Annotated in this window: 13 protein-coding genes; 9 read left to right on the top strand and 4 right to left on the bottom strand. The window is 59.0% G+C overall.

Going from position 1 to position 16,041, the window contains the following annotated elements:
- The first annotated feature begins 127 nt into the window (after positions 1 to 127).
- From AC1G9C_RS17640 to AC1G9C_RS17610, 7 genes are all read left to right on the top strand, one after another.
- On the top strand, positions 128 to 496 hold the full coding sequence (locus tag AC1G9C_RS17640) for a hypothetical protein (protein WP_480408346.1): 369 nt from the start codon (positions 128 to 130) through the stop codon (positions 494 to 496).
- A 43-nt stretch (positions 497 to 539) separates the two neighbouring features.
- Positions 540 to 1,670 carry a hypothetical protein gene (locus tag AC1G9C_RS17635; RefSeq protein ID WP_480408345.1) on the top strand — a complete coding sequence of 377 codons (1,131 nt, stop codon included), beginning with the start codon at positions 540 to 542 and terminating at the stop codon, positions 1,668 to 1,670.
- Positions 1,671 to 1,871: 201 nt separating this feature from the next.
- A complete protein-coding gene (locus AC1G9C_RS17630; RefSeq protein ID WP_480408344.1) occupies positions 1,872 to 3,791 on the top strand; it encodes a type I restriction-modification system subunit M in 1,920 nt (639 codons plus the stop codon).
- A complete protein-coding gene (locus AC1G9C_RS17625; protein WP_480408343.1) occupies positions 3,788 to 5,131 on the top strand; it encodes a restriction endonuclease subunit S in 1,344 nt (447 codons plus the stop codon). The genes AC1G9C_RS17630 and AC1G9C_RS17625 overlap by 4 nt, the downstream gene beginning before the upstream one ends.
- On the top strand, positions 5,128 to 6,072 hold the full coding sequence (locus AC1G9C_RS17620) for a GIY-YIG nuclease family protein (protein WP_480408342.1): 945 nt from the start codon (positions 5,128 to 5,130) through the stop codon (positions 6,070 to 6,072). Before AC1G9C_RS17625 ends, AC1G9C_RS17620 begins: the two co-directional genes overlap by 4 nt.
- Positions 6,065 to 7,747, top strand: a complete 1,683-nt coding sequence (locus tag AC1G9C_RS17615) for an RNA-binding domain-containing protein (RefSeq protein ID WP_480408341.1) — start codon at positions 6,065 to 6,067, stop codon at positions 7,745 to 7,747. Before AC1G9C_RS17620 ends, AC1G9C_RS17615 begins: the two co-directional genes overlap by 8 nt.
- Before the next feature lie 229 nt (positions 7,748 to 7,976).
- Entirely contained in the window at positions 7,977 to 11,159 is a 3,183-nt protein-coding gene (locus AC1G9C_RS17610; protein ID WP_480408340.1) for a type I restriction endonuclease subunit R, read from the top strand.
- A 751-nt stretch (positions 11,160 to 11,910) separates the two neighbouring features.
- Here the strand turns inward: AC1G9C_RS17610 and AC1G9C_RS17605 are convergent.
- The 4 genes from AC1G9C_RS17605 to AC1G9C_RS17590 all read right to left on the bottom strand — a co-directional run bounded on the left by AC1G9C_RS17605 (position 11,911) and on the right by AC1G9C_RS17590 (position 13,706).
- On the bottom strand, positions 11,911 to 12,291 hold the full coding sequence (locus AC1G9C_RS17605; RefSeq protein ID WP_480408339.1) for an antitoxin Xre/MbcA/ParS toxin-binding domain-containing protein: 381 nt from the start codon (positions 12,289 to 12,291) through the stop codon (positions 11,911 to 11,913).
- 92 nt (positions 12,292 to 12,383) lie between these two features.
- Positions 12,384 to 12,767 carry a hypothetical protein gene (locus AC1G9C_RS17600; protein WP_480408338.1) on the bottom strand — a complete coding sequence of 128 codons (384 nt, stop codon included), beginning with the start codon at positions 12,765 to 12,767 and terminating at the stop codon, positions 12,384 to 12,386.
- A 94-nt stretch (positions 12,768 to 12,861) separates the two neighbouring features.
- Entirely contained in the window at positions 12,862 to 13,152 is a 291-nt protein-coding gene (locus AC1G9C_RS17595; protein WP_480408337.1) for a hypothetical protein, read from the bottom strand.
- Positions 13,149 to 13,706 carry a recombinase family protein gene (locus AC1G9C_RS17590; protein ID WP_041109349.1) on the bottom strand — a complete coding sequence of 186 codons (558 nt, stop codon included), beginning with the start codon at positions 13,704 to 13,706 and terminating at the stop codon, positions 13,149 to 13,151. Before AC1G9C_RS17590 ends, AC1G9C_RS17595 begins: the two co-directional genes overlap by 4 nt.
- A 431-nt stretch (positions 13,707 to 14,137) precedes the next feature.
- On the opposite strand from AC1G9C_RS17590, the gene AC1G9C_RS17585 reads away from it, so the two are divergent.
- Both AC1G9C_RS17585 and AC1G9C_RS17580 read left to right on the top strand, forming a co-directional pair.
- Positions 14,138 to 15,121 carry a UPF0158 family protein gene (locus tag AC1G9C_RS17585; RefSeq protein WP_480408336.1) on the top strand — a complete coding sequence of 328 codons (984 nt, stop codon included), beginning with the start codon at positions 14,138 to 14,140 and terminating at the stop codon, positions 15,119 to 15,121.
- A gap of 15 nt (positions 15,122 to 15,136) precedes the next feature.
- The gene (locus AC1G9C_RS17580; protein WP_480408335.1) at positions 15,137 to 16,000 is read left to right on the top strand and encodes a lysis system spanin subunit; all 864 of its coding nucleotides are present in this window, start codon (positions 15,137 to 15,139) and stop codon (positions 15,998 to 16,000) included.
- Positions 16,001 to 16,041 lie beyond the last annotated feature (41 nt).

The following is a 16,041-nucleotide window of genomic DNA, read 5'->3' as shown; positions in this document are numbered from 1 at the left end:
TCAATGCTCATCGAGGTACTGAGCGATGGGCGCGTAGCAGACTCAATTGTCTTTCCGGGACTGGTCGCCGGCCGGTTTCCGATAGAGCTGTCTCAGTTGTAGGCGCGTTGGCTAAGTGGAGCGGACGGTGGCCCTGAATTCGCAGTTTCACGACATCTACCTGTCCATGCCGATGGAAGCCACCCTGCTGCCCGAGCTCCAAGGCCTTTCGTACTGGGGGCGGACAGTCCACGAGATTCTTCAAGAGGTTAATCCGCGCCTCATGGGTCAACTGGCAAAAGGTCAGGGGTTGCGGACATATATCGAGCGGAAGCAGGGCTATCTCCAGATTGAGGCTGCTCGGCTTGAACGGCAGTGGCGGCGGCTGCACCCGCTGAGTGCTGATGCCGGCTACCTGGCTCGCGCCAATTGGCAGCGACACTGCAAGCAGGCTGTGCGGGAAATGCTGATCGATGAGCTCGCCAAGAGCCTGAGCGGCAGCACAGTCGATATGTAGGAATCGATCGTTCAAATCCATTGATGGCAAAGGAGTTGCGGCTATGTCGGCAGTCAGATCTTTCCTTGGGGCGGTTTGGTCGTATGGCGTTTCACTGCCGCTGTACGTGATGTGGAGCCTCATCGTCAGTTCCGTGAGAGCAGCCTTCGATTTCTTCTACCCGCGTGGCTACAGGCCTTGCAATGAGCTGGCGGATGCGTTCGTCGAGGAATGCGCCAATCGCCCTGCCGGGCAGTCCGTCCGTTTGCCTTGGGTGGATAGCTCGGCAACCCACTCGGTGGTGATGAACAACACGGGGCGCCTGCTCTCCTATGTGGCTATCGCCCGCGGCTGGTTTGGGGTGGCAGTGAAGAATTCCGGTACCCAGTACCAGCCCAAGCGTACCTATCGCTACTACTACCGTCGCAGCCTGACCGGTAACTGGTTTGCCGAAATCTGGTCGGTGCCGAAGTCCGGCTTCATTGCTGCCGCGCTGGCCATTCCGTTCGTGGACATGGCGCGGGACGTGATGCGGGGGCGCACCTTCGTCAAGCAGGACTCCTTTTCCATCGGAGAGTGGGTGCCGCTGCCTGGATATGAGGGGCTGATGCTGTTGATGGCCGGGTTGCTGCTGGTGATCTGCTTCCTGCCTCGGGCCCTCCTGGGGCGTGGCACTCACTTCGCGGCGATAGCGCCGATCAATGGCGGTGCCTTTGGTGGTTATGGCTGTGCCCAGGTCATCAACTGGGCGGCGGCAATGGCGGGTCTTTCCTACCTGTGGCTGGCGATGGGCGCCGAGTGGGATGTGGGGGCGGTGGTGAGCTTCATCACCAGTGGCTTCTCGGCCTTCGCGAGCGAGCTCATGGCAAGCATGGTCGATCCGGGACCGCAGGTTCTGTTGATGATCCCCGTCGTGATTGCAGTGGGAATCCTGTTTGGCATGGCCTGGACGGTGATCCCGGCAGCAGCTTTCTGGTACGTCTCCCTGCGCTTTATCGCTGCGCGCAACACCAAGGCACAGCTTGAGGCTCTGCCGTTCAACTCGACCCAGGCTGCCATGTACCTGGGTAGCGACTTCGAAAAGCTCGCCGAGCTGCGTGCGCCACAGGTAACTCTCGGCTACTGGGTATACATGGGCCTGATGGTCGGCATCATCCTCTATCCCATCCAGACTTGGATGCGGTCCCTTTTCTGATCTCTCCAGACGCGCTATGCGATGAAAGCCCCACACAGTGGGGCATTTACCGGGCTCACAGGTTCGGAAAATCAGCACCTTAGCCGGCCCCAGCTACTGGTCCGAAGCTATCCAACCGGTTAAGGTGCGGCATCGATCACACATAGCTCGCAGGGAAGTGACGCGGCGCCGCCTTCCCCGCACCCGTGGAAGGAATACAGCGTGAACCAGCAAAACCTCGCCGACTTCATCTGGAACGTGGCCGACGTGCTGCGCGGCGATTTCAGACAGTCCATCTACGGTCGCATCATCCTGCCTTTCACCCTGCTGCGCCGGCTGGAGTGCGTGCTGGAGCCGACCCGCGACAAGGTGCGCAGCCAGTACGAGAGCATGAAGGCCAGTGGCGTGGACATGGACCTGATCCTGCCGACCACTGCAGGTGCCACCTTCTACAATGTCTCGCAGTTCTCGTTGGCGAGTGTGGGCTCCACCAGTACCCGCGCCAACCTGGAGGACTACATCGCCAAGTTCTCCGCCAACGCCCGCCAGGTGTTCGAGCACTTCGCCTTCTCCGATTGGCTGGTTCAGCTCGACAAGGCCAACCTGCTATATCTGGTGACGCAGAAGTTCGCCAGCATCGACCTGCACCCGGAAACCATCAGCAACCACGAGATGGGCCTGGTGTTCGAGCACCTGATCCGCAAGTTCGCCGAATCCGCCAACGATACCGCCGGGGAGTTCTTCACCCCGCGTGACGTGGTACGCCTGGCCACCACCCTGGTGTTCGCCCCGGATCATCAGGCGCTCAATGGCGAAGGCGTGGTGCGCACCGTGTACGACTGCGCCGCCGGCACCGGCGGCTTCCTGTCCTCGGCCATCGAGCAGGTGGCCGAGTGGAACCCCAATGCCCGCCTGGTGCCTTACGCCCAGGAACTGAACCCCGAGACCTACGCCATCTCGGTGGCGGACAAGCTGATCCAGGGCTTCGAGACCCGCAACATCACGCTCGGCAACACCCTGTCCAACGACCAGCTGCCCCATGAGCAGTTCGACTACTGCCTGGCCAACCCGCCGTTCGGCGTGAAGTGGGAGAAGGTGCAGAAGCAGGTGCAGGGCGAGCACAGCCAGCAAGGCTACGCCGGCCGCTTCGGCCCCGGCCTGCCGCGCGTGGGCGATGGTTCGCTGCTATTCCTCATGCACCTGCTGTCCAAGCGCAAACCCATCGAGCTGGGCGGCAGCCGCATCGGCATCGTGCTGTCCGGCTCGCCGCTGTTCAATGGTGGCGCAGGCTCCGGCGAGTCGGAGATCCGTCGCTGGATTCTGGAGAACGACTGGCTGGAAGCGATCATCGCCCTGCCCACCGACCTGTTCTACAACACCGGCATCGGCACCTATATCTGGGTGCTGTCCAACCACAAGGACGCGCTGCGCAAGGGCAAGGTGCAGCTGATCGACGCATCCAGCATGCATGCCCCTATGCGCAAGAGCCTCGGTAGCAAGCGCAAGTACCTGTCGGACGAGCAGATTGCCGATATCGCCAAGCTGCACGAGGCCTTCGAGGAAGGCCCGAACTCGAAGATCTTCGCCACCACCGACTTCGGCTACCGCCGCATCACCGTCGAGCGTCCGCTACGCCTGCGTTTTTCGGTGACGCCGGACAAGCTTGCCGTTTACCGGGACACCAAGGGCGCTGATCAAGTCGAAGCCTTTGCCGCCGTGCAGGGCGAGTTCGACAACCTGCCGGCCTTCCTCAAGGCCGCCGGTATCAAAAAGCTCGGCAAGGGCGCACTGAAAGCCGCGCTGGCCTGCTTTGGCGAGCGCGACGCCAACGCCCACTCGGTGCTGGACGACAAGGGTAATCTGCAGGCCGACTCCGACCTGCGCGAGTTCGAGAATGTGCCGCTCAGCCAGAACATTGACGACTACTTCGCCCGCGAAGTGCTGCCCCATGTGCCGGATGCCTGGATCGACACCGGCAAGACGGACGAGAAGGACGGTCTGGTCGGCATCGTCGGCTACGAGATCAACTTCAACCGCTACTTCTACGTCTACCAGCCGCCGCGCCCGCTGGCCGAGATCGATGCCGACCTCAAAGCCGTGGAAGCCGAGATCGCCGCACTGCTGGGCGAGGTCACGGCATGAGTCATTACAAGCCCTATCCGGCCTACAAGGACTCCGGAGTGGAGTGGTTGGGGCGGGTTCCGGAGCATTGGCAGATCAAGCGCCTCAAGCACATTGCCAATGTACAAACTGGCGTAGCCAAGGGCAAAGATAACGAAGGCAAAGACACCATCGAGGTTCCCTATCTGCGCGTCGCCAACGTGCAGGATGGATATTTGTCGCTGGATGACGTGGCCACCATCGAGATTCCTCGGGAAGACCTGACGCGCTACAGCCTGCAGCCCGGCGATGTGCTGATGAACGAGGGAGGCGACTTCGACAAGCTGGGGCGTGGCAGCGTCTGGCAGGGAGAGATCGAGCCCTGCATCCACCAGAACCATGTTTTTGCTGTAAGACCTACTGCTGTGTCATCGGCCTGGTTGAACGCCTTCACCGGATCACTAGCTGCTCAGTTCTACTTCATGGGACGCGCCAAGCAGAGCACCAATCTGGCCTCCATTTCCTCCAGCAATATCATGGAGCTGCCGGTGGCAATACCGCCTGCAAATGAAGTTGATCTGCTGCTTGCCCACCTCGACCGCGAAACCGTCCGCATCGATGCGCTGATCGAAAAGAAAACCCGCTTTATCGAACTGCTGCGTGAAAAGCGCCAGGCGCTTATCACCCATGCCGTCACCAAGGGCCTCGACCCCAGCGTGAAGATGAAAAACTCCGGCGTGGAGTGGCTGGGGGAGGTGCCGGAGCATTGGGGCGTAAAACCGTTGAAGCTGCTCGTCAAAGAGGGCTCGACGATCTCCTACGGTATTGTTCAGCCAGGGGAGCCTCTGGATGAGGGTGTGCCTTTTGTCCAGACCACCAACATGTCTTCGGGCGACTTCGAGATCGAAAGCCTGCAAAAAACCACTCCAGAAATCGCAGCTGGCTTTCCGCGGTCGCGCTTGACAGGGGGAGAGGTCATCTTGGGGATTCGAGCATCGATTGGGGCTGCTTTCGTTGTGCCAATGCATCTTGCTGGCGTGAACCTTTCAAGAGGCGTTGCAAGGATCGACTGTTCGTCTGAGTTGTCGAGCCATTTTGTTGTGGCATATCTCAGCAGCATGGCTGTCGATAGCTACTGGCAGCTTGCTAAGCAAGGATCAACGTTCAATGAAGTATCGATAGCAACGGTCAAGGAGTTACTTGTTCCCGTGCCTCCGCGCGAGGAGCAAGCTGAGATCGAGGATATGTTGAGTAACGCAACGGCTCGTCTTAACTCGATACTCAAGAAAACCGAGCGCAGCATCGAGCTCCTCAAAGAGCGTCGCTCCGCCCTGATCACTGCCGCCGTCACCGGTCAGATCGACCTACGGGAGGCGGTATGAGCCAAGGCCGCAGCCTGCGCCTGTTTCTGGTGGACGGCACGCCCAACGGCCTGCTCACCGCCGAGATCATGAACTGGACCGGCCATGTGCTGACCGGCCCGCGTTCCAAACTGGCCGAACTGGTGCAGCGCCCCGAGTGTGCGCGCACCGGCGTGTACTTTCTGGTCGGCCCCGACCCGGACAACAGCCTGCGCTCCAGGGTGTATATCGGCGAGTCGGACGATGTGGCCAAGCGCCTGAAGAGCCATAACCGCCCGGAAGAGGCTGGCGGCAAGGATTTTTGGGAGCGCGTCTGTCTGGTCACCAGCAAGGACCAGAACCTGACCAAGGCTCATGTGAAGTACCTGGAAAGCCTGCTGATCGGCATCGCCGGCAACCTCGGCCGCTGCGAGCTGGTCAACGGTACAGCGCATGAGTACGTCAGTCTGCCCGAATCCGATCGCGCCGACATGGCCTTCTTCCTGGAACAGATCCGCACCGTGCTGCCGGTGCTGGGCTTCGACTTTCTGCGTGAGCTGACCAAGCCTTCCGCGCCCGCTGCTGCCAGCACGGCGGCACCGGTCAGCCGCTCCCCGCGCTTCAGTCTGGAGGTTCCACGCTACCGCTTGAGCGCCCAGGGCCAGGAAATCGACGGTGAATTCTTCGTACTCAAAGGCTCCAAGGCTCGCGCCGAGTGGGTGGGCACCGAGCGCGGCTACCAGGGCTTGTTCAAACAACTGGTCGACGAGGGTGTTCTGGTCGCCGATGGCGGTGAGCACCTGACTTTCAGCGACGACTATGCCTTTAGTAGTCCCAGCGCGGCAGCGGCCGTGGTCTGTGGTCGCGCCGCGAACGGGCGTACTTCCTGGGTGGTTGAGGAAACCGGGCAGACTTATGCTGCCTGGCAAGAGCAGCAGTTGAATATCTCAGAGCTGCCGGCGGGGGCTGAAGCCTGTGAATGAAGCCAGACTGCAACAGTACCTGCTTGAGCATTTCCCCAAGGAAAATGCCGCCTGCGAGTGGAAGGAGTTCAAGAACCTGCGCCATGCCCTTACGGGCGCCGAAGGTAAGGATGTAATCAGCTACCTGTCGGCTATCGCCAATATGGAGGGCGGGCATCTGGTGATCGGTGTGGAGGACGCCACGCTGCGCATCGTGGGCATTCAAGACTTCAACAACCAGACGGTCGATAATGTTCGCCAGCGGCTGCTGGAGCGCTGCCGCGCACTCGACTCGGAAGCCTTCCGCGTCGAGCCCTTTACCACGGACGACACCGGCAAGACGGTGTGGGTGTTCCATATCCCCAAGCACCGGCCGCGTATGCCGGTGTATGCCCATGACAAAGCCTGGCAGCGCCTGGATGACTCCTTGGTGGAAATGCGCCAGGAACGCCTGGAGGCCATTCTGCACGAGCCGCTGGATACCAGCGACTGGTCTGCGCAGATTGTAGAAGGGGCAACGCTGAACGATCTGGACCCTGCCGCGCTTGCTCTTGCCCGCGAGAAGTTCGCCGAGAAACACCGTAATACGGCTTTCGCCCAGGATATAGCCGGCTGGGATGTGGCCACCTTTCTCGACAAAGCCAAACTCACCATACAGGGCGGTGTAACCCGTACGGCTCTGTTGCTGCTGGGCAAGCCAGAGGCCAGCCATTTCCTGCCGGCACTGGCGCAAATCACCTGGAAACTGATGGGTGAGGAGCAGGCTTACGAACACTTTGGGCCGCCGTTTCTGCTGAGCACCACTCAGGTGCTGCACCGCATCCGCAATATCGGCTACAAGCTCTTCCCGCAGAATCAGCTACTGGCCACTGAGGTCAGCAAGTACGACACTCGGGTGATTCTGGAGGCTCTGCATAACTGCATCGCGCACCAGGACTACCAGTTGCGCTCGCGCATCCTGGTGACCGAGCGGGTGGACCGGCTGGTGTTCGAGAATGCCGGTGGCTTTTTCGAGGGTAAGCCTGAGGACTACTTCAGTGGTGAGGTCACACCGAGTCGCTACCGTAACCCCTGGTTGGCACAGGCCATGGTCAGCCTGAGCATGATCGATACCATGGGCTTTGGTATCAGCACCATGACCCAGTCCCAGCGCAAGCGCTATTTCCCGCTGCCCGACTACAGCAAGTCGGGGCCAGACAAGGTGGTGCTGGAGATCTACGGGCATGTGATCGACGAGAACTACACCCGCCTGCTGCTGGAACGACAGGATCTGCCGTTGAACACGGTAATGCTGCTGGACCGGGTGCAGAAGAAGCTGCCGATCACCGACGACGCCGCGGCGCTGTTGCGCAAGCAGGGGCTGATCGAGGGGCGCAAGCCCAACTACTACCCGGCTGCGCAAGTGGCTCAGGCCACCGGAAACAAGGGCGAATACATCCGCAATAGAGCCTTTGATAACGCTTACTACAAGGATCTGATCCTCGACTACCTGCGCAAGTTTGGCTCTGCCAGCCCGGATGACTTGAAAGGACTTGTTTTAGACAAGCTTTCGGATGCCTTAGACGAGAAGCAGAAGCAGAACAAGTTCCGTAACCTGCTGAATGCCATGTCGCAGCGTGATCAAACCATTGAAAAACAAGGCAGTCGGCAAACGGGGCGATGGGTGCTGTCCGGCTCCGATCAAGACAAGGTTTAGACAAGGTTTAGACAAGCTCCGCACTATTGGGCCTCATGATTTATTTGACGGGTATTTGATCGGAGGCCTGCCGCAAGGTGCATTGCTCCAGCGTAAGCCTTCTGTCTCGCGGGTTTGCGGTCTTGGCAGGAGCTGTTTTTTATTTGATGGGTATTTGACTGGCCGCCCGGCAGCTTCGATTACGCTGCTTTGCCAGGTCGGTAATACCCCGCAGTCCAAAGGAATGACCATGAGCCACATCCACCACGAATGCGAACTGGAACGCCATATCGTCGAGCAGCTTGAGGCTGCCGGCTGGCGGGTGGGCAAGTCTGCCGACTATGACCAGGGAAGGGCGCTATTTCCCGAGGATGTGCTGGGTTGGCTGGAAGACAGCCAGCCGCAGGCTATGGCCAAGATCCTTGCCATGAATGGCGTCGGAACTCGTGATGTGGTGCTGGATCGCCTGGCCAAGCAGCTGGAGAACAAGGTCGATGGCGGCACGGTGAATGTGCTGCGTTATGGCTTTGCCGTGGCGGGTGGCGGCACTCTGGCTATGAGCCAAGCACTGCCTGAGGACGAGCGCAACGACACTGTCATTGCCCGCTATGCGGCCAACCGCCTGCGTGTGGTGCCGCAGCTGCGCTACTCGCTGGATAAGGCTGACGAGATCGACCTGGCCTTTTTTATCAACGGCATCCCGGTGGCTACGGTGGAGCTGAAGACCGATTTCACCCAGTCGGTGCAGGCTGCTATGCAGCAGTACCGCATGGATCGCCGACCTGAGCGCAAGAGTGGCGGCCTGGAGCCGCTGCTGACTTTCAAGCGAGGCGCGGTGGTGCACTTCGCCATGAGCGACAGCGACATCCGCATGACCACCAAGCTGGCCGGGGATTCGACCTTCTTCCTGCCGTTCAACCGGGGTAACGATGGCGCTGCTGGCAACCCGCCGGGCGAGAACGGCCACTACCCGGTGAGCTATTTCTGGGAGCGGGTGCTGCAAAAGGACAACTGGCTGCACATCTTCCACCGCTTCGTGCTGCAGGAGCGCAAGGAAGCCCAGGACGTCAACGGCAAGACCTATTTCAAGGAAGGCCTGATCTTTCCGCGCTTCCATCAGTGGGAAGGCGTGACCAAGATGATCGACGCGGTGCGGGTTGAGGGGGCCGGGCAACCGTACCTGATCCAGCACAGTGCCGGCTCGGGTAAGACCAATACCATCGCCTGGACCGCGCATTCGCTGATTCGCGTGCGCCGCCCGGATGGCGAGCCGTATTTCCACAGCGTGATTGTGGTGACCGATCGGCAGGTGCTGGACCAGCAGCTGCAGGACGCCATCCAGCAGATCGAGCACCAGGCCGGCGTGGTCTGCGCCATCGACCGCCAGCAATCGAGCCTGCCCAAGAGCCAGCAACTCGCCAAGGCCATGCTGGATGGCGTGCCGATCATCGTCTGTACCCTGCAGACCTTCCCTTATGCGCAGAAGGCCATCCTTGGCGAACAGAGCCTGCGTAACCGCCGCTTCGCCATCATCATCGACGAGGCGCACAGCTCTACCGGGGGCAGCACAGCGGACGATCTGCGCTATGTGCTAACCGGGCAGAGCGAGGCGGAGTGGGAGAAGCTTTCCAAGGAGGAGCGACTGTCCGTATGGCAGAGCTCGCGTTCGCGTCCCGGAAATGCCAGCTATTTCGCCTTCACCGCCACGCCCAAGCATTCGACGCTGAGCCTGTTCGGCCGCCCGCGCAATCCGGCGCAGCCCGTCAGCACAGACAACCCGCCGGCACCGTTTCACCTCTACACCATGCAGCAGGCCATCGATGAAGGCTTCATCCTCGATGTGCTGAAGAACTACACCAGCTACGAGGTGGCGTTCAAAATCGGCAGCGAGATGGTTGATGACAAGCGCGTGGATGAGAAGAGCGCCGGGCGCAAGCTGGCCAAGTGGCTCTCGCTCAACCCGGTGAATGTGGGGCAGAAGGTCGAGCTGGTCGTCGAGCATTTCCGCAAGAACGTGGCGCACCTGCTCGGTGGCCAGGCCAAGGCCATGGTGGTGACCAGCTCGCGTGCGGCGGCTGTGAAGTACCACCTGGCGCTGGAGGATTACTGCAAGCGCAAGGGCTACGACAACGTGCAGGCGATGGTGGCCTTCTCCGGTGAGGTGCGCAACACGGATGTGCAAGCACCTAGTCTGCCGGCGGATCACCAGTTCAGTGAAACCAACCTGAACCCCGGCCTGCATGGCCGCGATATGCGCAAGGTGTTCGACACCCCGGATTACCGGGTGATGATCGTTGCCAACAAGTACCAGACTGGCTTCGACCAGCCCAAGCTGGTGGCCATGTACCTGGATAAGAAGATATCCGGCGTGGAGGCGGTGCAGACGCTGTCGCGCCTGAACCGCACCTTCCCCGGCAAGGACAAGACCTTCGTCATCGACTTCGCCAACAAAGCCGAAGAGATTCTCGCGTCGTTCAAGACCTTTTACCGCGATGCCCAGGTGGCGAACATCCAGGATCCGAACATCGTCTACGACATCAAGCAGCGTCTGGATGGCATGTTCATCTACGAGCAGGCCGAAGTGGAGGCCTTCGGCGATGCCATCGTCGATCCGAAGGTGACGCACCAGAAGCTGTTCTCGCTGACCCAGGCACCCACCGACCGCTTCAACGGAAAGCTGAAGACGCTCAACGACGCCATCGACCAGTGGGAAAAGGCCTGGGAGAAGGCCCACGACGAGGGCAACGACAAGGACATGGAGTACGCCGACGTCCAGCGCTCGGAGTACTGCAAGGCCCGCGACGAGCTGATGATCTTCAGCGAGAGCCTGACCAAGTTCGTGCGCAGCTACGAGTACATCGCCCAGCTCATCGATTTAGGCGACCCGAGCCTGGAGGCCTTCGCCAGCTATGCCCGCCTGCTGCGTAAGCGGCTCAAGGGCATTACGGCGGAGCAGGTGGATCTCGGCGACCTCAAGCTCAGCCACTACAAGATCAAGAAGGGCGGCAACCTCAGTGGCGTTGGTGTGCAGGCGGAAACGCCTGGACTCTACGGCATGACCGACAACGGCCTGCGCGATGCCCGTGACCGCGAGAAGAAGTACCTCACCGAGTTGATCGAGAAGCTCAACAACGCCTTCGGCAAGGACATCACCGACACCGACCAGGTGGCGTTTGCCGTGCACGTTTCCGAGAAGCTACGCGCCGACAGCATGGTGATGGCCCAGGTGCAGAACAACACCATGGAGCAGGCCATGAAGGCCGACCTGCCCACGAAAGCCATCTCCGCCATCGCCGCCGCCATGAACAGCCACACCAGCATGGCGACCAAGCTGCTCAGCGACGAGTCGACGCGGGATGTGTTCTTGACGGTTGTCTACGAGTTGCTGAAGAAGGATGCGGGAACGGATTTGCTGGGTGCTGCGCGAGATTGATTGCGTACGCACTCGCTCTGCTAGGGAAGGATGGCTCTTCGTTCTTAGAGATCAGCTCACCCATGACATCTGTGTCCGCAAGCCTACTGTCACGCGCTGTGTGAATCAGTCTCTCGCGGCCTGTACTCGCCCACCCCTTAGCGTCGCCATCGATAGCTAGGTGGTACTCCGTCGAACTCGGGGATCAGCAGTCGCTTCAAGAATGAGGTAATGCACGGCGGGATTTCATAGTGTTACGGAGATAACCTGCCAATCATTGCCATTTAATGGCAATGATTGGCAGGTTATGGCGCAATTGTGGATCTTCAGGAAGTAATTAGATGGCAATCATTGGCAATGATTGGCTTTCATTGCCAATGATTGCCATCAATTCGGCTGCCAGCAGCTGTCTTGCTCGCGCCTGAGCGCGGCTCTTCGCTTACCAGGGCTGCTCTGTCGATAAATGTCTTCGAGGCTGGCCGAATTGCCGTGTTTAGGCGGCATAAATGCCGCTGTATCACAGGCTGAACGCTGTTGGTGTATCACACGTTGCACGCGGTCCCTGTATCACACGCTGCACGCTCAAAAATCAGTGCGAGACTATTACGGGTAGACAAATAGGGTGATACACCGAGACCTGAAAATGGCCGCTCAGCGTAGGAATGAGATCGGGTTTACGTGTCGATCCCGGCTGTAGAGTTTGTGTTGTCGGCAGTGAAGCGAAATCCGCGTCTTGGTGTGTCATCCATCGATCCACGGCCGGCCGCACTGACTACAAAACGAAACCCTCGGCCAGCTGTGTCAGCAGTTCCTCGACGAGCCAGGCCCCTGCCGTAGATTTCAGCATCTGAATTGGCGAGTTGCCGGAGAACCTGTCTTGGGGCTTCGAGAGCCAGCGCTGCGCCTTATCACGAGAGCCAAAAAGGATCTCGGCCACCACGGTCGCATGCACGACGCGAAAGAGTCGGTCGCTCTCATCTGCAGACAGTCGATTATCTGGTGAAGCGTCCGGAACCGTAATTCTGTCTATTGGGCGTTGCTTTTGCCCAAGGGCTGGCGTGACTTGCTCACACGCATGGGCATTGATGTCACCGTTCCTGAGCAGCGTTGCCAAGTGAGCTACAGGGATGCCGTTGATGATGTGCGAATGCACGTCTACATCAGTTGCGTGCTCTGGTAGGCCTAGCAGCCTCGCCCTGCGTTGGCGGTAATCCTCCGCCTGGATTCCTAAAAGCATGGAGCACCTCAGATGGCAGAAATCACGCGTCCTACGTAAGCCAGCTCGTTGAGCTGGATATCAAGAGGCTCGTGCAAATCGGGCAGTAGCGGGTGCAGTAGCTGCTGAGACTCACCCGGATGCTCGACCCTGCCGATATAGGCTGTGCCAGCCTTGTGGCTGAGGTAGCAATGGATCTGATCCCGCCGCTCGTAGAAGTCGTCGACGTTCATCGCGTACACATCGGTGCTGATCAAGAACAGCATCGCCGTGTGGTGCATGCGATAGCCAGGGTTCAGCCAAAATCCACGCTTGCACACTACCTTACCGGGCGGAACCTCCAGGTACTCCGTGTTGCCCGGTACAGCCCCGTGATCCAGGTAGGGGGCAATCTGTGTCGCCAGGGACAGCACAGGGCATCCACTGTAGGTGCGCTCTCGGTTTCGCATGAGTCCCTCACTATCGGAGCTTTCGGTGAAAGGCTAAAGCGTTGCTATTCGCTCACAGCTAGGTGTTTTGGTCGCCCCCCAAGCCCCCGTGAACAGTCTTATCACTGGGGACGAGAGACGTTGCTTTCATCCAGGCAATCACGCCACCGATGATGAGGCTGGCGAATGCCGCCAAAGGAAAAGGAATCATCCTGGTGAGCAGAACGAGGGCGAGCGCGCCGGCAGTGCCGCCTCCGGCAATTGCCCCAAGCAAAGGGGTTCTGCGAAACGCAGCGATGAGGCAACAAATGCAGTCAACCAAGAGCAGCAGCGCGCCAAGATAGAGCACCTCCAGTTCGGTTTCGATCACGCTTTGCTGGCCTGTTGGCGATACTTGTAGAGGGTGCTTCGGCTGATCTTCAGCGCCTTGCATATCTCGTCGGGCGTACGATTCTGATCACCTGCCAGGGCTTGTATCGCAGCAATCGTTTCTGGCGGCACACCAGGCCGCCCGCCTTGCCGCCCCCTGGCACGTGCCGCTTCGAGGCCGGCAAATGTGCGTTCTCGAATCAGGTTTCTCTCGAACTCCGCCATCGCAGCGAAAACATGGAAAACCAGGCGGCCGGCAGCGCTGGTGGTGTCGATCTGTTCCTTCAGGCTTTCAAGGCCCACGCCAGTGGATTCGAGGTTGGCAGTGAGGCGCAGCAACTCGGACATCGAGCGGCCCAGGCGGTCAAGCCGCCAGACAACCAAAACATCGCCCGGCCTGGCAAATGCCAGCGCTTCATCAAGACCGGGGCGCGATGCTTTGGCGCCACTCATCTTGTCGCTGAAGATCCGCTCGCAACCGGCAGCGGTCAGCGCGTCATGCTGAAGATCGAGCTGCTGATCATCCCTTGATACTCGCGCGTACCCAATCTTCATTGTCCGAATTCTCGTCAGCATGGAAGGTTTACGTATTTTGATTTAAAGACGAGTTTAAATCAATCGTAAGCGCTGACTACTGGGTGTCGAGAGAGGTAGCTGTACGTGTCCGTAAAACAACCGTTTTGCAAGCATCACGGAGCGGGGCAACTAAGGGGCTGAGAAATGCAACATGGCATAGCCCCAACTGCCTCGGCGGTTCACTGAACGGTAGCTTTTCGCTTGCCAGCGGTCGAAGTCTTTGAGTGGTCAAGTTGACGGTTCTGGGCATGCACGCTTATCATCTGCCCACGGCTCCTGATTCGTTGCGATGATCACGCAGTGATTAGGAGGGCTACTGAGAGACCTAGCAGATCCCCTTTAGTGGTGATCCAGTGCATCTCGAGGGCTGTAGCAACGCCGAAGCGCTGCCGAGTATATGGTTCTGCTCGATGGACGACGTTGCAAACAGTTGGGAACCAGGCAGAAATATCATGCATTCCTCGATACCCGCCACACTCCGTGGCGGGATATTGTTGATTTACGCCTGGGATCTTTCGATGGACGAACTTGCTCACATTAAGCAGCTGATCCTTCAGTTGCTCTCCTCTACGCCTAACGAATTTTGCGCCCGCCTGAAGCAGAGGCTGAACCAGCTCCTCATTGCCCAAAGGGGCACTGCTTTCGATGAGAGTAAATTCGGAAGCAAGAAATTCTCTGATTTTCTCTCGGATCATCTCGGAGACAGGTTGAGCCTTGAAAGGCCTGTCGGTGCAGGTGATATCCGCGTTTCTTTAAAGCCATCCATCGCTCGGTCTAGCGCCTCTGGCGTCGTGGCGCCAAAGCGTGAGCAGCCGTTCGCAATACGCAGCGATGTATGGCAGGCATTCACCAATCCTGACGCTAGGCGAAAGCGCTTTTTCAACCGCGTAACAGGAGCGGTATTGCACTTCGTCGAGGGTGCTGGCGGCGAATTTCAGCAGCAGCTAGACGCTGCTCCGCACGACTATGCGGAGATTGAATTCATCCCTCCTGCTGTCCAGCAGGAGTGGATGCGCGAGTTTCTTGGCCTCCTCGCTCTGCCTGAGCCTGAGAAGGTTGCTCTGGAAGGCCTCATCGCTGCGGGGTATTCCAGTGGCGCCAATGCAGCTTTTACCAAAGCTCTAGATGGCCGCGAGCAAGAGTGGCGAAAAATGCGCACTCTGAAAGTCACCGAGCGAATCCAGGCCTGGGCAACGCAGCACAGTGTCAAGCTCGAGGCATTGAGTACAAGCAAGTACGCCAATGATGCGCCAGTTCCCACTCCTAAGGCGCCCGCCCTACTGACGTCACGCCAACAAGCAATCAAATTGCTTGCGCTCATGAGTGATGAGGACATCGCCAGAGTCGCAATCCCGGTGCTCCTGAGTAGCGTTCTGAGTAAACCTCAGATTTGATGCCGGTAGGTAATGATGGATCAGGTCTTCATCATCGGCTTACCAAACCAGTTGCGCAGGCGTGTTGAGGCAGCGCTCGAGGGGCTGGGGATATCACCCAATACGATTCCGGCAGGCATAGATAAGGCAGGACACCTAAAGCTGCTTCCAGATCCGTCTGTGGCTGCTAGCAGGCTGCGCGAATACTGCGAGTCAGTTGAGGGCGGGTACGACTGCGCTGAAGTGTACGTCCTTCCGTACACCTTCTTAACGCCTGATCTCCGTGGCGAGCTCGATGCGCTCGAGGGGATGGGGGCAGAGGTCGTCTATTTCGAGATGGAAAAGGATGGATGGCCCTATATGCACCATCCCAGACCCAAGATTACCGAGGTGTTCCTTGACGCGATTTTCCACCTGTTGCTGGCAGAGATTGCTGGCGAAATAAAAGGCGATGATGTCGAGGTAGTCGATCCATCAGAGTGCATCAGGCTTGCCTGTCAAGGCACTCCAAGTCTCATCGTGGTTGGGAGCGCAATTGATCTCTGCGATTCAATTGCAACCGAGCGCTATCCCTGGGTCAAGTTGGCGATCGATGCATTCGTAGAGCTCATCGGGCGTGAGGGAAATGTAGGCAATTTGGATGCGTTTTTCGAGGGGCGACAGCTCTATAACGCTAAGACCGGCGGCATTTCGGTCAAGCTGGAGGTAAGGGCTGGGGGGCGGCGGGTGCATCTTGCTACAACCAGTGCTCACCTCAAGAAAGGCGATGCCACATCCCCCCAGGCCGCCGCTCGAATTTACTACCAGTTCGCTGCCCTGAGCGGCACGTTCTATGTATTTCTTCTCTACGTAGGGCCGCATCCAGAGAGAAATCTTTCTTATGTGTACCACCTTTCCTAGGCGCCATAGCAGGATCGGGCACTGGGGTGCCCATTAAGAAC

This window comes from Pseudomonas sp. ABa2 (genome assembly GCF_056676075.1).
This window is presented reverse-complemented; position numbering and strand designations above follow the sequence as displayed.